This window comes from Pseudonocardia sp. NPDC046786 (genome assembly GCF_040645415.1).
Taxonomy (GTDB): domain Bacteria; phylum Actinomycetota; class Actinomycetes; order Mycobacteriales; family Pseudonocardiaceae; genus Pseudonocardia; species Pseudonocardia kongjuensis.
The window spans coordinates 1-21,363 of the sequence record NZ_JBEYYF010000012.1 but is presented as its reverse complement, the minus strand read 5'-3'; the positions used below and the strand labels follow the sequence as shown (position 1 = coordinate 21,363).

Genomic DNA, 21,363 nt, shown 5'->3' with positions numbered 1-21,363 from the left:
GGGCGCGCCGGGCGGGGCCGCCTCGATCGGGCCGGGGCCGTCGATGGCAGGGTGCGCGGGTGACGTCGTTCCTCCGCGCGCTCGCCCTGCTCTGGGCGGCCGTGCTGCTGTTCGTGCTGGTGGGTGCCTTCCGGCCGGAGACACCGGTGGCCGGCTTCGCCGGGTCGTTCGTCACCGGCCAGTACCCGCTGCACATGGCGCTGGCCGCGGTGCTCGGGATCCTGTCCGGCCTGGCGGCCCGCTCGGCGGGCGCCCGGTTCAGCGGGTACGCGGCGGCGACGCTGTCGCTGGCCGCGGTGGTCGGGATGGTGACGGTGCTCGCCGCTCAGGGCCGGGCGGCCGCCGCCGAGGGCGTCCGGCTGGACTGGACGGCCGCCCTCACCGAGATCGGCCAGCCCGCCGGGGACCCGGACCGCTCCGTCGAGTTCACCGAGGGCCGCGCGCTGGACCTGTACCTGCCGTCCGGCCCCGGCCCGCATCCGGTGCTGGTGTGGGTGCACGGCGGCAGCTGGGTGCGCGGCGACCGGGAGGACCGGACGGCGCTCAACCGCTGGCTGGCCGACCGCGGATGGGCGGTCGCCGCCGTCGGCTACCGGCTCCCGCCGCCCGAGCCGGTCGGCCGCGACCAGCAGCGCGACGTCGCCTGCGCGGTCGACTGGATCCGGGCGAACGCCGGTGGCGAGCTCGATCCCGGCCGGCTGGTGCTCGCCGGCCAGTCCGCCGGGGCGACGCTCGCGCTCAGCACGACGTCCGGGCTGCTCGACGGCACGCTCGCCTGCTCCGACGCGCCCGCCTCGGCCGGCGGCACCGGCCCGGCCGACGCACCGCTGCCGGCGCCGGGGCCGCCACCGGCCGGCGTCGTCGCGTACTACCCGCCGGTCGACCTGGCGCTGATCGACCCGGATCTGCAGCAGACCCTGTTCGGCGGGCCCGCCGCCGACGCGCCCGGACTGATGCGGCTGCTCTCGCCGTCCGAGCAGGTCCGCGCGGACCTGCCGCCCACCCTGCTGCTGCTCGGCTCGGCCGACCACTACGTGTACCCGGACCGGGTCGCCGCCTACGACCGGGAGCTGCGCGACGCGGGTGTCCCCGGCCGGCTGGTCACGGTGCCCTACGCCGATCACGTCTTCGACCGGCCGTTCGGCAGCCCCGGCGCGCAGCTGACCCGGGAGGTGGTCATCCGGTTCCTGACCGGGGTGGGCTGAGCGGGACCGGCCGAACGCGGTGGGCCCGCCGCCGCTCCCGTTGGCCCGTACCGGCGCCCCGACCGTCCGGCGCCACCGGCGGACCGTCCGGCCGCACCGGGCGACCGCCCGGCCCGGACCGCTAACGGCTGGTCGGGGACCTGCGAGTCCGTCGGCACCGAACCGCGCGGAGGTGACGCCGATGTCCCCCGTTCCGTACCCACAGACATCCACCGACCCGGCCCGGCGGACCGTGCTGCGGCGGGACCTGCCCGGCGACCGGGTCGTCTGGGCCGCCCGGTCGGCCCGGATCAGCGGGCTGCTGCTCGCGCTCGCCGAGATCGAGGCCACCGGGGTGGAGCTGCCGGCCCCGGTCGCCGAGCGCCGGGCGCTGCGCGCGTGGACCCGGTCCGCGGGCCCCGCGGTGCGGGTCGCCGGGCTGCGCGGGGCGAGCTTCACCGTCGATCTCGACGACGTCGACGCGCTGGCCGACGCGGGCCGGGCACTGGCGCTGGTGCTGTGCCGCGCCCGGCACCGGATCCCGCGGCCCGGGGACCCGGGCACCGCGGCGGTCGCGCAGGTGCTGCACCGGGTCGCCCGGGACCGCGACATCGCCGCCGAGCAGCTGGTCGCCGAGCTGGGCCGGGCGGCCCGGCTGCTCGCTCCTGCGCATCTGCGGTCCTCGCCGGCCCCGGCGCCGGAGGCAGCCCCGGCACCATCGACCGGACGCCCGCCGGCCGACCGGGACCCGGTCGGGGCGGTCGGCGGCTGAGACCCGGGCCCGGACCGGCCCTCGGTGGCAGGAACCGGGAGGGGCCGTCGGCGAGGGGCCGGGCCGGGCTCAGTGCGCCGCGGCGTCCCAGCTGCGGCCGTAGCCGACCGAGACCTCGAGCGGCACCGACAGCTGCGCGGCGGCACCCATCTGCTCGCGGACCAGCTTCTCCAGCGCCTCCCGCTCACCGTCGGCGACCTCGAGCACCAGCTCGTCGTGCACCTGCAGCAGCATCCGGCTGCGCAGGCCCTGCTGCTCCAGTGCCCGGTACACGCCGAGCATCGCGACCTTGATGATGTCCGCGGCGCTGCCCTGGATCGGCGCGTTCAGCGCCATCCGCTCGGCCATCTCGCGGCGCTGCCGGTTGTCGGAGGTCAGGTCCGGCAGGTAGCGGCGGCGGCCCAGGATGGTCGCGGTGTAGCCGTCCTTGCGGGCCTGGTCGACGACGCCCGCCAGGTAGTCGCGCACCCCGCCGAACCCGGCGAAGTAGTCGTCCATCAGGCCCTTGGCCTCCTCGGTGGAGATCCGCAGCTGGCCGGAGAGCCCGTAGGCCGACAGCCCGTAGGCCAGGCCGTAGTTCATCGCCTTGATCTTGGCCCGCTGCTCGACCGACACCTCGGTCGCCTCGACGCCGAACACCCGCGCGGCGGTCTCGGCGTGGAAGTCGTGCCGCGACCGGAACGCCTCGATCAGCGCAGCGTCCTCGGACAGGTGCGCCATGATCCGCATCTCGATCTGGCTGTAGTCGGCGGTCATCAGCTCCGCGTACCGCTCGCCGCCCGGGCCGGTGCCGACCACGAACGCGTCCCGGATGCGGCGCCCGGCCGCGGTGCGGATCGGCACGTTCTGCAGGTTGGGATCGGTCGAGGAGAGCCGGCCGGTGGCCGCGATGGTCTGCGAGTAGGTGGTGTGGATCCGGCCGTCGTCGGCGACCGTCTTGATCAGCCCGTCGACGGTGACCTTGAGCCGGGTCGCGTCCCGGTGCTGCAGCAGGAACTGCAGGAAGGGGTGCTCGGTCTGCTCGTAGAGGCTCTGCAGCGCGTCGGCGTCGGTGGTGTATCCGGTCTTGGTGCGCTTGGTCTTCGGCATGTTCAGCTCGTCGAACAGCACCACCTGCAGCTGCTTGGGCGAGCCGAGGTTGATCTCCTTGCCGATCACCTCGTAGGCGCTGGCCGCGGCCTCGCGGACCTGGGTACCGAAGTCGGACTCCAGGTCGGACAGCGTCTCCGAGTCGACCGCGATCCCGGCCGCCTCGCAGCCGGCCAGCACGAACGCCAGCGGCAGCTCCAGATCGGCGAGCAGCTCGGTGCCGCCGAGCCGGGCCAGCTCGGCGTCGAGCGCGTCGGCCAGCTCGGCGACGGCCGAGGCGGCCAGCATCTCCTGCTCCGCGGCCTGCGCGTCGGCCTCCTCCTCGCCGCCGAGCAGGGACAGCTGCCCGTCCACGGGCTGCTCGGTGCGCAGCTCGCGGCGCAGGTAGCGCAGCGCCAGATCGGCCAGGTCGAAGGTGCGCTGGCCGGGCCGGGCCAGGTAGGCGGCGAGCGCGGTGTCGCTGGTCAGCCCGGCCACCGACCAGCCGCGGGCGCGCAGCGCGTGCAGCACCGGCTTGATGTCGTGCGCGGCCTTCGGGACGGCCGGGTCGGCCAGCCAGTCGCCGAGTGCGGCCTCGTCGTCCGGGGTGAGCCCGGTGAGCGCCAGGTGGCCGGCCTTCGGCACCCCGGCCGCGGCACCGGCGGCCCGCTGCTCGACGGTCGGCTCGCCGACGGCCAGCGCGACGCCGGTGAGATCCCGACCGGCCACCGGACCGGCCACGCCGGCGAAGCTCAGCCCGACCCGGCGGCCGTCCCGGGCGTGGGTGTCCAGCCAGGCCCGCACGCCGCCGGGGGCGATCACCTCGCCGGAGATCTCGAAGCCGTCCTCCGCCTCCGGCTCGGCCGAGGAGAGGGTGGCGAACAGCCGCTCGCGCAGCACCCGGAACTCCAGCTCGTCGAACAGCCGGTGCACCGCGTCCCGGTCCCAGGCGCGGACCTCCAGCTGCTCCGGGCCCGCGCCCAGGTCGACGTCGCGGACCAGCTCGGTCAGCTGCCGGTTGAGCAGCACGTTCGCCAGGTTCGCGCGCAGCGCGTCCCCGGCCTTGCCCTTCACCTCGTCGACCCGGTCGGTGAGCTCGGCCAGCGAGCCGAACTCGCGGACCCACTTGGCGGCCGTCTTCTCCCCCACCCCGGGGATGGAGGGCAGGTTGTCCGAGGGGTCGCCGCGCAGCGCCGCGAAGTCCGGGTACTGGGCCGGGGTGAGCCCGTAGCGCCGGTCGACCTCGGCCGGGTCGATCCGGCCGAGATCGGACACCCCGCGCTTCGGGTAGAGCACCGTGACGTCGTCGGTCACCAGCTGGAACGCATCGCGGTCGCCGGTGGTGATGAGCACCTGGAAGCCCTGCTGCTCGGCCTGGGTGGCGAGGGTGGCGATCAGGTCGTCGGCCTCGTAGCCGTCGACCGCGAACACCGGGATGCTCAGCGCGCCGAGCACCTCCTTGATGAGGTCGATCTGGCCGCGGAAGTCGTCCGGCGTGGTGGAGCGGTTCGCCTTGTACTCGGCGTAGCGCTCGGAGCGGAAGGTGGTGCGGGAGACGTCGAACGCGACGGCCAGGTGGGTCGGCTCCTCGTCGCGCAGCAGGTTGATGAGCATCGAGGTGAAGCCGTAGACCGCGTTCGTGGTCTGGCCGGTGCCGGTGCGGAAGTTCTCCGCGGGCAGCGCGAAGAACGCGCGGTAGGCGAGCGAGTGCCCGTCGAGCAGGAGCAGCCGCGGCCGGTCCGGGGCCGTGCGCCCTGCGGCGGCCTTCGCGGTACCGGCCTTCGCGGTACCGGCCTTGGCGGCAGCGGCCTTCGATGCGGCGGCTGTCGATGCTGTGCCCTGCGTCGCGGTGCTCATCGGCGGCGAGTCTAGAACCGACCCCCGACAGGTTCGGCCCGGCCCGGCCGGCGGTCCCGTCCGACGGACGGACCGGCCGGCCGGGCCGGCGCCGGTCAGCCGACCTCGGCCATGACCTCGTCGGACACGTCGAAGTTGGCGTAGACGTTCTGCACCTCGTCGGAGTCCTCCAGCGCCTCGATCAGCCGGAAGACCTTCCGCGCACCCTCGGCGTCCAGCTCGACCTGCATCGATGGGACGAAGATCGCCTCGGCCGAGTCGTAGTCGATGCCGGCCTCCTGCAGCGCGGTGCGCACGGCGACGACGTCGGTCGCCTCGGAGACGACCTCCCAGCTCTCGCCGAGGTCGTTGACCTCCTCGGCGCCCGCGTCGAGCACGGCCAGCAGCACGTCGTCCTCGGCGAGGTCGCCCTTCGGGAGCACGACGACACCCTTGCGGGAGAACAGGTAGGCCACCGACCCGGGATCGGCCATCGTGCCGCCGTTGCGGGTCATCGCGGTCCGGACCTCGGTGGCGGCCCGGTTCCGGTTGTCGGTGAGGCACTCGACCAGCACGGCGACGCCGTTCGGGCCGTACCCCTCGTAGGTGATCGACTGGTAGTCGGCACCACCGGCGTCGGCGCCGGAGCCGCGCTTGACCGCGCGGTCGATGTTGTCGTTCGGGACCGAGCTCTTCTTCGCCTTCTGGATCGCGTCGTAGAGCGTCGGGTTGCCCTCGGGGTCTCCACCGCCGGTGCGGGCCGCGACCTCGATGTTCTTGATCAGCTTGGCGAACATCTTGCCGCGGCGGGCGTCGATCACGGCCTTCTTGTGCTTGGTCGTCGCCCACTTGGAGTGGCCACTCATCGGCTCGTCTGCCCACCTCTCGTGCTCGGGCCGGGCGCATGCGTCGTGCACGGCCGGGGCAGGCCTCGGCGCGCGGCAGCGTGCGCTGCGGGCCGGGTGGACCTGCGGGAACTCCTCGATGTTACCGGCGCCGCACGCACCCGGCCGGTCCGGGCCGCCGGACCGGCGGCACCACCCCGCCGGGCGATCACGCCCCGCCCGGGCCTCGACGGTCGTGTCCCGGGGCTACTCTGGACCTCCCGGCCGGGATCGGTTCGCCCGTCCCGTTCGCCGGGGTCGCAGGCGGAAGGAGCGGGCGCGTGTTCGGAGCAGTGCTGGGTAAGGCCGCAGGTCTGGTGGTCACGGGTCTGGCCGGGGCCGTGACCTACGACGGCGTGAAGCGGGTCGCCCGCTCCGGCGCCGTCCGGGAGGCGGCCGTGACCGCGACGGCGTGGGGGCTGCGCGGCGCCCGTGCCGCCGAGACCGGCGCGGAGCGGGCGCGGCTGGCGACCGCCGACATCGTCAGCGAGGCACGCGGCCGGATCGGCGAGGAGGCACCCGCCCCCGGCAGCGGCCACGGGCACACCCACGAGCACTGAGTCACGGGCACCGAGACACGGGCGCCGAGACAACAGCGCCGGTTCACGAGCACTGACTCACGGGCGCCGATACACGGGCGCCGGGACACGAGCACTGAGTTCCGATCGGGGCGAGCATCCTGAACACCGACACCGATGACCCGCAGGTCACCGTCCTGAGCGACGCGGCGGGCCGGGTCCGCTACGCGGTGCCCACGCTGCGCGGCCGGGTGGCGCTGGCCGTCGCCGTCGAGGACCAGGTCGACCACGTCGCCGGCGTCCGTCAGGTGCACGCCTACCCGCGCACCGGCAGCGTCGTGGTCTGGGTGCGCTCCGGCTGCGACCGGGTCGAGCTGACCGAGGCGATCGGCAAGGGCCTCGGCGCCGATCCCGGCGCGACGGCGGCCCGCACCCCCCGCTCGGCGGACACCCATCACGGTGAACTCGCCCGGCTCGTCGTCGGCGGGATCGCGCTGGCCGCGCTCGGCCTGCGCCGCTACGGCCTGCGCCGCCCGCCGGTGCTCGGGCCGACCAGCCGCACCGTCGCCACCGGCGTCACGATCTTCACCGGCTACCCGTTCCTGCGCGGCGCGCTCCGGTCGCTGACCGGCGGCCGCGGCGCAGGCACCGACGCACTGGTGTCCGCGGCGACCGTCGCCAGCCTGGTGCTGCGGGAGAACGTCGTCGCGCTGACCGTGCTCTGGCTGCTCAACATCGGCGAGTACCTGCAGGACCTGACGCTGCGCCGGTCCCGCCGGGCGATCTCGGAGCTGCTCACCGGCGCCACCACGAAGACCTGGACCCGCCTCGCCGACGGCACCGAGATCGAGGTCGACATCGCCGACCTGGTGATCGGCGACGAGATCGTGGTGCACGAGCGCATCGTGCTGCCGGTCGACGGCGAGATCATCGAGGGCGAGGGCGTCGTCGACCAGGCCGCGATCACCGGCGAGCAGCTACCCGTCGCGGTCGGCGCCGGCACGCCGCTGCACGCCGGTTCGGTGCTGCTGCGCGGCCGGCTCGTCGTGCGGGCCACCGCGGTCGGCCAGGACACCGCGATCGGCCGGATCATCGACCGGGTCGAGCAGGCGCAGGGCGACCGGGCGCCGATCCAGACCGTCGGGGAGAACTTCTCCCGGCGGTTCGTGCCGGCCTCGTTCCTGCTGGCCGGGCTGACCCTGCTGGCCACCCGGGACGTCCGGCGGGCGATGACGATGCTGCTCATCGCCTGCCCGTGCGCGGTCGGGCTGTCCACCCCGACGGCGATCAGCGCGGCGATCGGCAACGGCGCCCGGCGCGGCATCCTGATCAAGGGCGGCGCGCACCTGGAGGCGGCCGCACGGGTCGACGCGATCGTGTTCGACAAGACCGGCACGCTCACCCTGGGCCGCCCGGTGGTCACCAACGTCATCTCCTTCCACGACGACTGGTCGCCCGAGCAGGTGCTGGCCTACTCGGCGTCGTCGGAGATCCACTCCCGGCACCCGCTGGCGCAGGCGGTGATCCGGTCCACCGAGGAGCGCCGGATCGAGATCCCGCCGCACGAGGAGTGCGAGGTGCTGGTCGGTCAGGGCATGCGCGTGCAGGCCGACGGCCGGGTGCTGCTGATCGGGTCCCGCGAGCTGCTGCGCGCCCAGGGGGTGCGGGTCAGCCGCAAGGCCGCCGACTGGGTCCGCCGGCTGCAGCGGGCCACCGAGACGCCACTGCTGCTGGCTGTCAACGGCGAGCTGGTCGGCCTGGTGTCGCTGCGCGACACCGTGCGCCCGGAGTCCCGCGCGGTGCTGGACCGGCTGCGGGCCGACGGCGTGCGGCGAATCGTGATGCTCACCGGCGACCATCCCCGCACGGCCCAGGCGGTCGCCGGGGAGCTGGGCATCGACGAGTACCGGGCACAGGTCATGCCCGAGGAGAAGCAGGACGTCGTGCGCGCCCTCCAGGAGGCGGGGCACACCGTCGCGATGGTCGGCGACGGCACCAACGACGCGCCGGCGCTCGCGCTCGCCGACATCGGGATCGCGATGGGCGTGGCCGGGACCGACGTCGCGGTGGAGACCGCCGACGTCGCACTGGCCGCCGACGACCTGGACGCGCTGCTCGAGCTGCGCGATCTCGGCCGCCGCTCGATCACCCTGATCCGGCAGAACTACGGGATGTCGATCGCGGTCAACGCGGCCGGTCTGCTGGTGTCCGCGGGCGGGGCGATGTCACCGGTGGTCGCGGCGATCCTGCACAACGCGTCCAGCGTCACCGTCGTCGGGAACAGTTCGCGGCTGATCCGCTACCGGCTGACCGGCTGAGCACCCGCCGGCCGGTGCACCACGTCAGCCCACCCGCTGGGGCACCGGCGCCGCGCCGCGCTCGGCCCGCTCCCGGATGCCGCACAGCATCCGGGAGCTCATGACCGCGCTCACCGGCACCACGAACTCGATCATCAGCCGGGCCGCTACCGACCGCGGCCGGTAGCGCTCCCGGACCAGCAGCCGGGTGCGCGGCACCCCGTCCGGTCCGGGTTCGCCGTGGCGCAGCACGAACGCCCAGGAGAACCGGAACGGCATGACGTCCGGCTCCCCCGCTCCGGGCGCCCCGAGCAGGACGAGATGCCCGCCGGGCCGCAGCGCGGCGACCCGCAGCGCCACGTCGCGGGCCAGGTGCACCGGATCTCCGACGGCCAGGTCCTGCCAGCGCGGGTCGATCCGGTCGGCGCTGTGGATGTCCAGGCCGGCGAGGTTCTCCAGCGCGTCGTATGAGTAGAAGCCGCCGCGGCCCTGCCCCAGCTGCACCAGCCACGGCCACACCTGCTCCGGCGAGGCGGCGATCGAGACGGCCCGGGTGATCGACACGGTGGCGTCCGGCACCAGGACGTCCCCGGGCAGCGGGACGAGTGCCTCGGCGCGGGTGCTCCCGCCGGTGCGGGCCGCGCACAGGGCCAGCCCGATCCCGAGCCCGGCTGCCGTCAGCACCGTCCGCGGCTGTACCTTTCGCGGCTGTGCCGTTCGCGGCTGTGCCGTCCGTGACACCGTCCGCGTCGTCGTCCTCATGGGTCCATCGTGCGCGGTGCGGCGGCGGGGTGGCAGGGGCGCCGGGCCCGGGACGGTCGGGCCGACCGGCCCGACCGTCGGCCCGCCCGGTCCGGGCGGAAGAACCCGTTCGACGCGGGATGGAACAGCAGCGCGCTCGCCGCCAGCACCTCGGCGAGCTGCAACGTCCGCAGCCCGGCGGCGAGCAGCTCCGGGCCGGACGCCGCGGCCACGAACCCGCCGACGGTCGCACCGCCGAGCAACGCGTCCACCGGCTCGCCGAGCAGCGCCCACGTCCCGACCGCCCCGAGCGCCGCGACCACCGCCCAGCGGATCGTCTCGCGCCCGGTGCGCAGCTGGACCACGAGCACCGCCAGCACCAGGAAGATCGAGGACCGGGCGGCCAGCTCGCCGAGGGTGGGCGGGACCGGGCCGGCCAGCCGGACGATCGACTCGGCGACGCCGGCCAGGATCGCGCCCAGCCACAGCACCACGCTCGCACCGACGACGGGTGGCGGCGCCGGGCCGGCCGCGGGCCGCGCGACGGCGAGCGTGCTCATCGAACCTCCGGGAGGTGGGTGGTCACCTCACTCTCGCCCGGAGACGGCGCCGGACACAGACGGCGCTCCCCCGCCCGCAGGTCGGGTCTGCACCAGTGTCAGGCGGTGCGCACCATGCGCACGAACAGCTCGTGCACCCGCCGGTCACCGGTCAGCTCCGGATGGAACGACGTCGCCAGCACCGGCCCCTGCCGCACCGCGACCGCGCGGCCGACCGCCTCCCCGGCACCGGCCACCGGCGGGACCGACGCCAGCACCTCGACGTCACCGCCGGTCTTCTCCACCCACGGCGCCCGGATGAACACCGCGTGCACCGGGTCGCCGGTCAGGCCGTCGAGCTCCAGGTCGGTCTCGAACGAGTCCACCTGGCGGCCGAAGGCGTTGCGCCGCACGACGACGTCCAGGCCGCCGAGCTGGTGCTGGTCGGGCCGGCCGTCGATGATCTCGTCGGCGAGCAGGATCATCCCGGCGCACGAGCCGTAGGCGGGCAGACCGCCGCGCAGCCGGGCGCGCAGCGGCTCGAGCAGCTCGAACGCGTCGAGCAGCTTCGACATCGTGGTCGACTCGCCGCCCGGCAGGACGATCCCGTCGACGGCGTCCAGCTCAGCGGCCCGGCGCACCGGCACCGCGGTCGCCCCGGCGGCGGTCAGCGCAGCCAGGTGCTCGCGGACGTTGCCCTGCAGGGCGAGGACACCGACGGTCGGGGAGGACATGACGACCAGGATAACGCCGTCCGACCTGCGGGAACGCCGACGGCCCCGGTGAGCCGGCGCACCCTCCCCGCGCGGCGTGGCACCGGAACGGCGCACCCCTGCCCGGACGTCGCACCCCCTGCCCGCGCTCGTCGCACCCCTGCCTGCGCCGCGCACCTGCTCCAGCGGGTGCGGAGTGCAGCCGGGGGTGCGACGACGGGGACGGAGTGCGCGGTGGCTCAGCTCACCTCGACCTCGCCCCGCTTCGCCTGCTTCCCGGCGACCGCGCGCAGCGCATCGGCGACGGCCGGCGCGACGCTCTGGTCGAACACGCTCGGCACGATGAACGACGGGTTCGGCTCGGCCACCACGTTCGCGATGGCCGCGGCGGCGGCCAGCATCATCTCGTCGGTGATGTCGTGCGCCTGGGCGTCGAGCAGGCCGCGGAACACGCCGGGGAAGGCCAGCACGTTGTTGATCTGGTTCGGGTAGTCCGAGCGGCCGGTCGCGACCACGGCGGCGTGCTGCATCGCGACCGTCGGGTCGACCTCCGGGTCCGGATTGGCCAGCGCGAACACGATCGAGTCGGAGTTCATCGTCGCCAGCTCCTCGGCCCCGAACAGGTTCGGCGCGCTGACCCCGACGAATACGTCCGCACCGACCAGCGCATCGGCCAGGGTGCCCTGCTTACCCTCCTTGTTGGTCTGCTCCGCGATCGAGCGGAGGTTGTCGTCCATGTCCGGGCGGTCCGGGTGCACGATGCCGTCCACGTCGACCGCGACCACGTCCGCGGTCTCCTCGGAGCCGAGCAGCCGGATGATCGCCGAGCCGGCCGCGCCGACCCCGCAGACGACCACCCGCACGTCGGAGAACTTCTTGCCGACCACCCGCAGCGCGTTGCGCAGCGCGCCGAGCACGACGACGGCGGTGCCGTGCTGGTCGTCGTGGAATACCGGGATGTCGAGCAGCTCGCGCAGCCGCGCCTCGATCTCGAAGCAGCGCGGGGCGGCGATGTCCTCCAGGTTGATCCCGCCGTAGCCGGGGGCGATCACCTGGACCGTGCGGATGATCTCCTCGGTGTCCTGCGTGTCCAGGCAGACCGGCCAGGCGTCGACGCCGGCGAACTGCTTGAACAGCGCGGCCTTGCCCTCCATCACCGGCATCGCGGCGGCGGCACCGATGTTGCCGAGCCCGAGCACCGCGGACCCGTCGGTGACCACCGCGACGGTGTTCCGCTTGATGGTCAGCCGGCGGACGTCCTCCGGGTTGTCCGCGATCGCCATCGACACCCGCGCGACGCCCGGGGTGTAAGCACGGGACAGGTCGTCACGGGTGCGCAGGTTGACCTTGGACCGCACCTCGATCTTGCCGCCGAGGTGCAGCAGGAAGGTGCGGTCGGAGACCTTGCGGACCGAGAAGCCGTCGAGCCCGTCGATCGCGGCCTTGATCTCCTCGACGTGCTCGGTGTTGCGGGCGTTGACCGAGATGTCGACGACCAGCGAGTCGGTCCGGGCCTCGACGACGTCGAATGCGGTGACCACGCCACCGACCAGGCCGACCGCGGCGGCGAGATCGCCGGCGGACGTGGGGCGGGCAGGGGCGTCGACGCGAGCGGTGATGGCGTAACCGGGACCGGGAATGGACACGGCCCGGAACAGTACCGCCGAGCGTGTGGTTACCGGCCGGTCGGCGCTGTGACGCCCGTCCGCCGTTCCGGGGTTGTGTTGATCGCGCCGCCGGGTGTGTGATCCAGGACACCCTCGGGAGGTGGTCGTGATGGCGGTCAGAGCGGATCGCGCACGCACCGGGACGTCCGCCGTCGCAGCGGTCACCGATCCGGCGCTGGTGCGCAACGTGGCGCTGGTGGGCCCGTCCGGCGCGGGAAAGACCACCCTGGCGGAGGCGCTGCTGGTGCACGCCGGTGCGATCGGGCGGGCCGGATCGGTGACCGAGGGCACCACCGTCTGCGACCACGATCCGGCGGCGGTCCGCAGGCACCGGTCGGTGGGCCTCGCGCTCGCGCCGCTGCGCTGGGACGGCGTCACGGTCAACCTGCTCGACACCCCGGGCTACGGGGACTTCCGCTGCGGCATGCTGGCCGGGCTGCGGGCCGCCGAGGCGGCGCTGTTCGTGCTCCCGGCGTCCGAGGGCCGCGACGGCGCCCTCGAACCGGGGACGGTGGCGCTCTGGGAGGAGTGCGCGGGGATCCCGCGGGCGGTCGTGCTGACCCGCTGCGACGACGCACGCGCCGACGTCGGGGCGACCCTGGCCGCCTGCCGGGCGGCGTTCGGCGCCGGTGTCGTCGCACTGCACCTGCCGGTCCGCGACGACGCCGGGACCACCACCGGCCTGCGCGACCTGCGCACCGCCGGGGACGACGCCGGGGCGGCGCTGATCGAGCAGGTCATCGAGCAGTCCGAGGACGAGGAGCTGCTGGAGAGCTACCTCGGTGGCGGCACCGTCGGGCCGGACGCGCTGCGCGGCGCGATGCGCACGGCGCTGCTCCGGGCGTCGTTCCATCCGGTCGTCGGGGTCTGCACGACCGGCGGGACCGGCCCCGGGCAGCTGCTGGACCTCCTCACCTCCGTCTTCCCGGCCCCGGTCGACCGGCCGCCGCCGGTCCCGTCCGATCCGGGCCGCGGGCCGCTGCGCGCCGACCCGGACGGCCCGCTGGTCGCCGAGGTCGTGCACACCGGCGCCGATCCGCACGTCGGGCGGATCTGCCTGGTCCGGGTGTTCTCCGGGACGCTGCGCCCGGACGGGCCGGTGCACCTCGGCGGCGCCGTCCCCGCCCCGCGGGAGAGCCCGGAGAACGCCCCCCGGGAGAGCACCCGCGAGTTCGACGGCCGGATCGGGCGCGTGCACTCACCGCTCGGCGCCCTGCTGCGCGAGACCACCGGCTGTGTCGCGGGCGACCTGTGCGCGGTCCCCCGGCTGGAGGCCGCCGTCGGCGACGTCCTGTCCGATCCGGCCGATCCGGTGCACCTGGTCGGCTGGCCGCGGCCCGAGCCGCTGTTCCCGGTCGCCGTCGAGGCGCGTGACCGCAGCGAGGAGGACGCCGTCGCCCGCGGCCTCACCCGGCTGGTCGCCACCGATCCGGGGCTGCGCCTGGAGCGCGACCCGGAGACCCGCCAGACCGTGCTGTGGTGCGCCGGCGAGGCGCACGCCGACGTGGCGCTCGGGCGGCTGCACGACGCCGGCGTCCGGGTCGACGTCGTCGACGTGCAGGTCCCGCTGCGCGCCACCCCGGCCCGGCCCGGGCGGGTCACCGGGCGGCACGTGAAGCAGTCCGGCGGGCACGGCCAGTTCGCGGTCTGTCACGTCGAGTTCGCCCCCGGCGAGCGGGGCTCCGGACTGGTGTTCGGCTCGGCCGTGGTCGGCGGCGCCGTCCCGGGCCAGTACGTGCCGAGCGTCGAGAAGGGCATCCGGGCCCAGCTCGACCGCGGCCTGCCGGTCGTCGAGGGCGGCGACCCGCATCCGGTGGTCGACGTCGTCGCGCGGCTGGTGGACGGCCGCGCGCACAGCGTCGACTCCTCCGACGCCGCGTTCCAGACGGCCGGTGCGCTGGCCGTGCGCGCGATGGCCGACGAGTGCGGGCTGGTCCTGCTCGAACCGGTCGACGAGGTCGCCGTCCGGGTCCGCGACGAGCACCTCGGCGCCGTCCTCGGCGACCTCTCGGCCCGCCGCGGACGGGTGCTGGCGACCGAGCCGGACGGGGCGGGGCACACCGACGTGCGGGCCGAGGTGCCGCGCGCGGAGCTGCTGCGGCACGCCGTCGACCTGCGCTCGCTGACCGCGGGCACCGCCGTCGCCACCCGGCGGTTCGCCCGCTGGTCCGAGCGGCCCTGAACCACCGGCCGGGGCCGCGGGTCAGGGCTCGTCGTCGGTGACCCGCGGGATCTGCCCGGTCGGGGCGTCGGCGACGGCGGTCTTGGCCGCCGAGTCGGTCGGCGCGGACGCCCCGAGCTCGGCCAGCGCGGCCTCGTTGCCGACGTCGTACCCGGCCCGTTCGGACAGCAGCCAGCGGACCTCGAGCAGGTCGCAGTAGGCCTGCACGTCCGAGCCGGCCCGGCCGAGCGCCTCGTGCGCGGCGCGGGTGCCGGGGATCAGGCAGGTGTCCAGCCAGCTGCGCGCCGCGACCCGGTCGGGCACCTCGGACCCGGTGCGCCGGCACATCCACTCCTGGTGCGCGCGCAGGTCGCCGAGCAGCACCTGGGCCTGCCCCTCCCCCACGTCCAGCCCGGTCAGCTTGCGCAGCTGGTCGCTGTGGAAGTTCCGGTCCCCAACGGCGATCTGCAGCCGGGCGCGGTCCCCGCCGACCGGCTGCAGGGACACCTCGTCGACGACGAACCCGAGCTCGTTCAGCTCGCGGATCGTGCCCTCGATCCGGTACCGGTCGCCGAACGCGAAGACCGGCGTGGCGTGCAGCACGTCCCAGAGCGCGCGATAGCGGTCCGGGAGCGCGTTCGCCTCGTCGATCAGCTGCGGGATGATCTCCGGCGGGCGTTCCAGCCGGGTCGCGAGGTCGATCATCCCGGCGGCGACGTTCTCCACGAGGATCATGAGGTCGTGTTCGCGCTGGCCGTCCGACAGCTCGGCATGGATCTCGCTGGTCTCGGCGTCGACCAGGTAGGCCTGCAGGGTCTGGCCGTCCCGCATGAACAGCGTGTTCGCCAGCGAGCAGTCGCCCCAGAACACGCCGTTGCGGTGCAGGTCGACCAGCAGCGAGATCATCCCGTCGAACAGCCGGGCCCGCTGCCGGGGCTGGTTCGGCGGCAGCCGCATGATCAGCCGCCGGTACTGCCAGGAGCCCTGCAGGTAGCGGGTGACCAGCACGGCGGTGTCGTGCTCGGGCTGCAGCACCAGCCCGGCCGGGCGGACCGCGGGCAGGCACTCCTCCTCCAGGTACCGCAGAACCCCGTACTCGCGGCGGGCGATCCGCTCGGGCATGTCCTTGAGCGCCCACAGCTCGCCGTCGGCCTCGACGAAGCGGACCAGGTGCCGGCTCGGGCCGACGGCGATGTCGCGCAACGGCACCTCGGTGGCCTGCCACTCGGCCAGCGGGCGGTCCCAGGGCAGCGCGAGCAGCCCCGGGCAGGGTGCCCGCAGGACCAGCTCCGGCAGCGCCGCCATCAGGACGCTCCCCGCTCGGGCGGGCGGCCGCTGGTGCCGCGGATGACCAGCCGGGTCGGCACCGTCACGATCGGGTCCACCGGCCGGCCCGCGAGCCCGGCCAGCACCGCGCGGGCGGCCAGCTCGCCCTGTTCGGCGGCCGGCTGGGCGACCGTCGAGAGATCGGTGATCGCGGCCAGCGGATGGTCGTCGATCCCGATCACCGACACGTCCCCGGGAACCCGGTAGCCGGCCCGGCGCAGCGTCCGCAGCGCGCCGAGCGCGATCTCGTCGGAGTGCGCGTAGACCGCGGTCGGCGGGCGGGCCAGCCCGAGCAGCCCGCTCATCGCACGGGCGCCGCACTCCGGGCTCCAGGTGACGGTGGCGGTCAGGTCCGGGTCCGGGTCGATCCCGGCGTCGGCGAGCGCCGCACGGTAGGCGGCCGACCGGCCTGCGGGCTGGGCGAGGTCGAGGTCCGGATCGGCGGCGACGATCATCCCGATCCGGCGGTGCCCCAGGTGCAGCAGGTGGTCCATCGCCTGCCGGCCCGCGGCGTACTCGTCGATCGACACCGACGGGTGCGACCCGACCCGGGTGCCCGCGGCGACGATCCCGACGCCGATCCGGTCCAGCCGCTCCCGTTCCCGCTCGTCGACGCCGAACCCGAGCAGCACGACGGCGTCCGCCCGGCGGCGGGCCGGCAGCTCGTCGAAGAATGCCTGCCGGGCCGCGGGATCGCCGAGCCGGTAGAGCAGCAGGTCCAGCCCGGCCGCGCGGAGCGCCCCGGACAGGCCCTCCAGCGCCGCGCCGAACCACCACCGGGCCAGGTGCGGCACGACGACGGCGACCCGGCCGGTGGTGCCGCGGGCCAGGCCGGTCGCGTCCGGCGAGGCGACGTACTCCAGGTCCCGCGCGGCCTGCCAGACGCGCTCCCGGGTCGCGGCCGCGACGTGCGGGTGGTCGCTCAGCGCGCGCGACGCGGTGGCCGACGAGACACCGGCCCGCCGGGCCACGTCCGCCAGGTTCACCGGTCCGGCCACGACCCCATGTATGGCGAATGCTGGAAGCGATTGCAACACGGTTCAGGCTCAGAATCGATTCCGAAGATCAGCTAATGACCGGGAATGACACGTGGTGGTAACCGTTCGGCTGTGAAGCTTGACACGATCGTGACAAGCCTCGAAAGTCTCTGACCGCAAACGCTTCCAGGGCGGGTCGGCCCCGACCCGCCCTGGCCACGCCGAGCACTGGGGGTCGAGGTTGACCATGCGTCGCGCACGGTGGAGGAGGGGACTGGCCGCCGGTGTAGCCGCCGCCGCCCTCGCGGGACTGGCCGGGTGCGGCGGCGCATCCGACGGCCCGCCGGTGCTCAACTGGTACATCAACCCGGACGACGGCGGGCAGGCCGAGATCGCGGCCGCCTGCACCGCCGACTCCGGCGGCGCCTACCGGCTCGCGGTGTCGGTGCTCCCCCGCCAGTCCGGCGAGCAGCGCCAGCAGCTCGTCCGGCGGCTCGCGGCGAACGACGCCTCGATCGACATCATGAGCATCGACCCGCCCTACATCCCGGAGTTCGCCGAGGCCGGGTTCCTCGCCCCGGTGCCCGAGGACGTCGGCGCGCGCACCACCGAGGGCGTGGTGAACTCGGCGGTCGAGGGCGCCAGCTGGAACGGCGAGCTGGTCACCGTCCCGTTCTGGGCGAACACCCAGCTGCTCTGGTACCGCACGTCCCAGGTCGAGGCCACCGGGCTCGACATGGACGCCCCGGTCACCTGGGACCAGATCATCGAGGCCGCCCAGCAGGGCGACAAGCAGATCGCCGCCCAGGGAGCGCGCGCCGAGTCGATGACGGTGTGGCTGAACGCGCTGGTCGAGTCGGGCGGCGGGGAGATCATCACCAACCCGTCGCCGGGTGACCCGGAGGGCATCGAGCTGGGGCTCGACTCCCCCGCCGCGACCAAGGCCGCCGAGATCATGCGGCAGGTCGCCCAGGTCGCCGGGCCGGGCTTCTCCACCGCGGACGAGGACCAGAACTCCAACGCCTTCCAGGGCGACGCGGCGATGTTCCAGGTGAACTGGCCGTTCGTCTGGGGCAAGGTCAACAGCGCCGTCTCCGACGGCAGCGTGGAACAGTCGGTCGCCGACGACTTCGGCTGGGCGCTGTACCCGCAGACCGAGGCGGGCAGGCCGTCGGCGCCGCCGTACGGCGGGATCAACCTCGGGGTGGGCGCCTTCAGCCCGCACGTCGACCTGGCCTACCGGGCCGCCGAGTGCATCGTCTCCGAGGAGAACCAGAAGCAGTACATGCTGACCAACGGCAACCCGGCGGCCAAGGAGTCGGTGTTCACCGATCCCGAGGTGCTGGAGCAGTTCCCGATGGCTCCGCTGATCGAGCAGTCGCTGCAGCAGGCCAAGCCGCGGCCGCAGACCGCCTACTACAGCGAGGTCTCCGAGTCGATCCAGCGCAACTACCACCCGTCGGCCGGCATCGACCCGGCCACCGTCGGCCCCGCGACCGCCGAGCTGATCCGCGCGGTCCTGGCGAAGGAGCAGCTGCTGTGACGACGACGACGACGACGGAGCGGACCGGCACCGGGGGCGCCGTCCCCGCGTCACCGGCCGGCCCGGGCACCAGCGACAAGGCCCGTTCCGAGCAGCGGCTGGGGTGGATGCTCGCCGGCCCGGCGTTCGTGATCATGCTGCTGGTCACGGCGTACCCGATCGCCCAGGCCGTCTACTACTCGCTGTTCAACTACCGGCTGACCGACCCGGACAACATCTCGTTCATCGGGCTGAACAACTACGCGGTCATCCTCACCGACGAGATCTGGTGGATCTCGTTCGGCGTGACCGTGTTCATCACGGTGGTGACGGTCGCGGTCGAGCTGGTGCTCGGCTTCGCGCTGGCGCTGGTGATGATGAATGCGCTCAAGGCGATCCGGCCGGTCCTGCGGGCCGCGATCCTGATCCCGTACGCGGTGATCACGGTCGTGTCGGCGTTCGCCTGGCAGTACGCGTTCTCGCTGGACTCCGGCTTCGTGAACTCCTGGTTCTCCTGGCTGCCCGGGGTGGCCGCTGACACCGACTGGTTCGGCGGCACCTGGTCGTCGCTGTTCGTGATCTGCCTGGCCGAGATCTGGAAGACGACGCCGTTCATCTCGCTGCTGCTGCTCGCCGGCCTCGCCCAGGTGCCGGACGTGCTGCAGGAGGCCGCCCGGGTGGACGGCGCCTCCTGGTGGCAGCGGATGTGGAAGGTGACCATCCCGAACATGAAGGCCGCCATCATGGTGGCCCTGCTGTTCCGGACGCTGGACGCCTTCCGGGTGTTCGACACCGTCTTCGTGATGACCGGCGGCGCGAACAACACCGAGACGGTGTCGTTCCTGGCCTACCGGCAGACGATCGCCCGGCTGGAGATCGGGCTCGGCTCCGCGGTGTCGGTGCTGCTGTTCCTGTCCGTCGTGGTGATCTGCGTCGGGTTCATCAAGGGCTTCAAGGTCGACCTGTCCCAGGCCCGAGGGGAGAAGTGATGTCCACCCGCGAGAGGGTCCTGTGGATCGTCGCCGGCATCGCGATCGTGATCTACGCGCTGTTCCCGGTCGGCTGGATCGTGTCGCTGTCGCTGAAGTCGTCGGCCGACATCGCCAACGGCCGGTTCCTGCCGACCGCCGTGTCCTGGGAGAACTACTCCCAGATCCTGGTCGGTGACGCGGCCGAGCTGTTCCTGCCCGCGCTGCGGAACTCCTTCGGCATCGTGCTGATCTCCACGTTCATCGCCTGCGTGCTGTCGATGTTCGCGGCGTACGCGATCGCCCGGCTGGACTTCCGGGGCAAGAAGCTGATCCTGTCCACCGCGCTGGCGGTGGCGATCTTCCCGGTCATCTCGATCGTCACGCCGCTGTACAACCTGTGGCGCCAGATCGGGCTCTACGACACCTGGCCCGGCCTGATCATCCCGTACCTGTCGCTGACGCTGCCGCTGTCGATCTGGACGATGTCGGCGTTCTTCCGGGAGATCCCGTGGGAGATGGAGCAGGCCGCGCAGGTCGACGGCGCGACCAGCTGGCAGGCGTTCCGCAAGGTGATCGTGCCGCTCGCGACGCCGGGCGTGTTCACCACGGCCATCCTGGCATTCTTCATCGCCTGGAACGACTTCGCCTACGGCATCTCGCTCACCTCGACCGGGGCGGCCCGGCCGGTCCCGGCGGCGCTGGGACTGTTCTCCGGGGCGTCCCAGTTCGAGTCGCCGAACGGCCCGATCGCCGCGGCGGCGGTGATCGTGACCATCCCGGTCGTCGTGCTCGTGCTGATCTTCCAGCGGCGCATCGTCGCCGGTCTCACCAACGGCGCCGTCAAGGGCTGACCCGTACTTCTGCGAGAGAGAGGACCCGATCGGACATGGCGTCGATCGAGATGAAGAACATCGTCAAGAAGTACGGTGACGGCTACCCGGCGGTCAACGACGTGAGCATGGACATCGCCGACGGCGAGTTCATGATCCTCGTCGGCCCGTCCGGCTGCGGGAAGTCGACCCTGCTGCGGATGATCGTCGGCCTGGAGGACATCACCTCCGGCGACATGGTCATCGGCGGCACCCGGGTCAACGAGAAGGCCCCGCGGGACCGGAACCTGTCGATGGTGTTCCAGAACTACGCGCTCTACCCGCACCTGTCGGTCTTCGAGAACATCGCCTTCCCGCTGCGCCTGGCCAAGACGCCCGAGGAGGAGGTCCAGAAGAAGGTCAACGACGCCGCGGCCGTGCTGGAGCTGAACGAGCACCTGCAGCGCAAGCCGGCCAACCTCTCCGGCGGGCAGCGGCAGCGGGTGGCGATGGGCCGCGCGATCGTCCGCGACGCCGACGCGTTCCTGTTCGACGAGCCGTTGTCCAACCTCGACGCCAAGCTGCGCGGCCAGATGCGCACCGAGATCGCCCGGCTGCAGCGGCGGCTGGGCATCACCACCGTCTACGTCACGCACGACCAGACCGAGGCGATGACCCTCGGCGACCGGGTCTGCGTGCTGCGCAAGGGCGTCATCCAGCAGGTCGCCTCGCCGCGCGAGCTCTACGAGCAGCCGGTCAACCTGTTCGTCGCCGGGTTCATCGGCTCGCCGCCGATGAACTTCCTGCCCGCCACGGTGTCGGAGTCCGCGCTCGACACCCCGTTCGGGAAGATCGAGCTGGACGCGGACCGTGCCGCGAAGGTGGCGGGCAAGGACCTGGTGCTCGTCGGGATCCGGCCCGAGTACTTCGAGGACGCGTCCCTGGTCGACGAGGCGAAGAAGCCGCTCGGCTCGACCTTCACCGCGCGGGTCGACGTGACCGAGTGGCTGGGCGACTCGCAGTTCGCCTACATCCCGTACGAGGCGCCCGCCGAGGTGGAGGCCAAGCTCAAGGAGCTGTCCCGCGAACTCGACTCGGACCAGCTGCGCACCCAGGCGATCGTGTCGATCGACTCGACCAGCCGGATCCGGGAGGGCCGCGAGGCGGAGTTCTGGCTGGACGCGCGCAAGATCCACGTCTTCGATCCGGAGTCCGGCGAGAACCTCACCCGCGATCCCGAGGCCGGCGCCGAGCTGACCCGGATCGCTGCCGAGGACCGCGCCGAGCAGGTCGCGAACGCCCGGGAGGCGGCCCAGGCCTGACGGCTCACACCCCGTGGCCCCGGCTCACACCCGTCGCAGCAGGTGTGAGCCGGGGC

General features: G+C 73.7%; 17 protein-coding genes. 9 read left to right on the top strand and 8 right to left on the bottom strand.

Annotated features, from left to right (window positions below; genetic code table 11):
- Positions 1–59 precede the first annotated feature (59 nt).
- Both ABZ881_RS16420 and ABZ881_RS16415 read left to right on the top strand, forming a co-directional pair.
- Positions 60–1,205, top strand: a complete 1,146-nt coding sequence (locus tag ABZ881_RS16420) for an alpha/beta hydrolase (protein ID WP_358485366.1) — start codon at positions 60–62, stop codon at positions 1,203–1,205.
- A gap of 181 nt (positions 1,206–1,386) precedes the next feature.
- Positions 1,387–1,956, top strand: coding sequence for a hypothetical protein (locus ABZ881_RS16415; protein ID WP_358485365.1), 570 nt, complete (start codon positions 1,387–1,389; stop codon positions 1,954–1,956).
- Positions 1,957–2,025: 69 nt separating this feature from the next.
- Here ABZ881_RS16415 and polA read toward each other — a convergent pair whose 3' ends face one another.
- Positions 2,026–4,881, bottom strand: a complete 2,856-nt coding sequence (gene polA / locus ABZ881_RS16410) for a DNA polymerase I (RefSeq protein ID WP_358485363.1) — start codon at positions 4,879–4,881, stop codon at positions 2,026–2,028.
- A 95-nt stretch (positions 4,882–4,976) separates the two neighbouring features.
- Positions 4,977–5,726, bottom strand: coding sequence for a YebC/PmpR family DNA-binding transcriptional regulator (locus ABZ881_RS16405; protein WP_344029918.1), 750 nt, complete (start codon positions 5,724–5,726; stop codon positions 4,977–4,979).
- Between the two features lie 299 nt (positions 5,727–6,025).
- Here ABZ881_RS16405 and ABZ881_RS16400 point away from each other — a divergent pair, with 299 nt between their 5' ends.
- Positions 6,026–6,304: a DUF1490 family protein gene (locus ABZ881_RS16400; RefSeq protein ID WP_344029915.1), complete on the top strand. Its 279-nt coding sequence runs from the start codon at positions 6,026–6,028 to the stop codon at positions 6,302–6,304.
- Between the two features lie 188 nt (positions 6,305–6,492).
- Complete coding sequence (locus tag ABZ881_RS16395) at positions 6,493–8,580, top strand: cation-translocating P-type ATPase (RefSeq protein ID WP_358485362.1); 2,088 nt, start codon at positions 6,493–6,495, stop codon at positions 8,578–8,580.
- Positions 8,581–8,604: 24 nt separating this feature from the next.
- On the opposite strand, the gene ABZ881_RS16390 is transcribed toward ABZ881_RS16395, so the two are convergent.
- From ABZ881_RS16390 to ABZ881_RS16375, 4 genes are all read right to left on the bottom strand, one after another.
- Complete coding sequence (locus ABZ881_RS16390; RefSeq protein WP_358485360.1) at positions 8,605–9,243, bottom strand: hypothetical protein; 639 nt, start codon at positions 9,241–9,243, stop codon at positions 8,605–8,607.
- 74 nt (positions 9,244–9,317) lie between these two features.
- Positions 9,318–9,860 carry a hypothetical protein gene (locus ABZ881_RS16385; protein WP_358485358.1) on the bottom strand — a complete coding sequence of 181 codons (543 nt, stop codon included), beginning with the start codon at positions 9,858–9,860 and terminating at the stop codon, positions 9,318–9,320.
- A 98-nt stretch (positions 9,861–9,958) separates the two neighbouring features.
- Positions 9,959–10,573, bottom strand: coding sequence for a pyridoxal 5'-phosphate synthase glutaminase subunit PdxT (gene pdxT / locus ABZ881_RS16380; protein ID WP_358485357.1), 615 nt, complete (start codon positions 10,571–10,573; stop codon positions 9,959–9,961).
- 218 nt (positions 10,574–10,791) lie between these two features.
- On the bottom strand, positions 10,792–12,198 hold the full coding sequence (locus ABZ881_RS16375) for an NAD-dependent malic enzyme (RefSeq protein ID WP_358485355.1): 1,407 nt from the start codon (positions 12,196–12,198) through the stop codon (positions 10,792–10,794).
- A gap of 130 nt (positions 12,199–12,328) precedes the next feature.
- On the opposite strand from ABZ881_RS16375, the gene ABZ881_RS16370 reads away from it, so the two are divergent.
- Positions 12,329–14,401, top strand: coding sequence for an elongation factor G (locus ABZ881_RS16370; protein ID WP_358485353.1), 2,073 nt, complete (start codon positions 12,329–12,331; stop codon positions 14,399–14,401).
- Positions 14,402–14,422: 21 nt separating this feature from the next.
- Here ABZ881_RS16370 and ABZ881_RS16365 read toward each other — a convergent pair whose 3' ends face one another.
- Positions 14,423–15,685, bottom strand: a complete 1,263-nt coding sequence (locus tag ABZ881_RS16365) for a DUF4032 domain-containing protein (protein ID WP_344029896.1) — start codon at positions 15,683–15,685, stop codon at positions 14,423–14,425.
- Complete coding sequence (locus tag ABZ881_RS16360; protein ID WP_358485352.1) at positions 15,685–16,704, bottom strand: LacI family DNA-binding transcriptional regulator; 1,020 nt, start codon at positions 16,702–16,704, stop codon at positions 15,685–15,687. The genes ABZ881_RS16365 and ABZ881_RS16360 overlap by 1 nt, the downstream gene beginning before the upstream one ends.
- A 226-nt stretch (positions 16,705–16,930) precedes the next feature.
- On the opposite strand from ABZ881_RS16360, the gene ABZ881_RS16355 reads away from it, so the two are divergent.
- From ABZ881_RS16355 to ugpC, 4 genes are read left to right on the top strand one after another with little or no spacing between them, the layout of a single operon-like run.
- Positions 16,931–18,226 carry an extracellular solute-binding protein gene (locus ABZ881_RS16355; protein ID WP_358485350.1) on the top strand — a complete coding sequence of 432 codons (1,296 nt, stop codon included), beginning with the start codon at positions 16,931–16,933 and terminating at the stop codon, positions 18,224–18,226.
- Positions 18,223–19,194, top strand: a complete 972-nt coding sequence (locus ABZ881_RS16350; RefSeq protein ID WP_358485348.1) for a sugar ABC transporter permease — start codon at positions 18,223–18,225, stop codon at positions 19,192–19,194. The genes ABZ881_RS16355 and ABZ881_RS16350 overlap by 4 nt, the downstream gene beginning before the upstream one ends.
- Positions 19,194–20,027, top strand: a complete 834-nt coding sequence (locus ABZ881_RS16345) for a carbohydrate ABC transporter permease (RefSeq protein ID WP_358485346.1) — start codon at positions 19,194–19,196, stop codon at positions 20,025–20,027. The genes ABZ881_RS16350 and ABZ881_RS16345 overlap by 1 nt, the downstream gene beginning before the upstream one ends.
- A gap of 35 nt (positions 20,028–20,062) precedes the next feature.
- On the top strand, positions 20,063–21,307 hold the full coding sequence (gene ugpC / locus ABZ881_RS16340; protein WP_344029884.1) for a sn-glycerol-3-phosphate ABC transporter ATP-binding protein UgpC: 1,245 nt from the start codon (positions 20,063–20,065) through the stop codon (positions 21,305–21,307).
- Positions 21,308–21,363: the final 56 nt, after the last annotated feature.

Excerpts from the sequence above, each read along its gene's own strand:
- ABZ881_RS16405 (WP_344029918.1), bottom strand. The coding sequence starts at position 5,726 with ATGAGTGGCCACTCCAAGTGGGCGACGACCAAGCACAAGAAGGCCGTG.
- ABZ881_RS16370 (WP_358485353.1), top strand. The coding sequence starts at position 12,329 with ATGGCGGTCAGAGCGGATCGCGCACGCACCGGGACGTCCGCCGTCGCA.
- ABZ881_RS16415 (WP_358485365.1), top strand. The coding sequence starts at position 1,387 with ATGTCCCCCGTTCCGTACCCACAGACATCCACCGACCCGGCCCGGCGG.
- ABZ881_RS16365 (WP_344029896.1), bottom strand. The coding sequence starts at position 15,685 with ATGGCGGCGCTGCCGGAGCTGGTCCTGCGGGCACCCTGCCCGGGGCTG.
- ABZ881_RS16385 (WP_358485358.1), bottom strand. The coding sequence starts at position 9,860 with ATGAGCACGCTCGCCGTCGCGCGGCCCGCGGCCGGCCCGGCGCCGCCA.
- pdxT (WP_358485357.1), bottom strand. The coding sequence starts at position 10,573 with ATGTCCTCCCCGACCGTCGGTGTCCTCGCCCTGCAGGGCAACGTCCGC.
- ABZ881_RS16355 (WP_358485350.1), top strand. The coding sequence starts at position 16,931 with ATGCGTCGCGCACGGTGGAGGAGGGGACTGGCCGCCGGTGTAGCCGCC.
- ABZ881_RS16345 (WP_358485346.1), top strand. The coding sequence starts at position 19,194 with ATGTCCACCCGCGAGAGGGTCCTGTGGATCGTCGCCGGCATCGCGATC.
- ugpC (WP_344029884.1), top strand. The coding sequence starts at position 20,063 with ATGGCGTCGATCGAGATGAAGAACATCGTCAAGAAGTACGGTGACGGC.
- polA (WP_358485363.1), bottom strand. The coding sequence starts at position 4,881 with ATGAGCACCGCGACGCAGGGCACAGCATCGACAGCCGCCGCATCGAAG.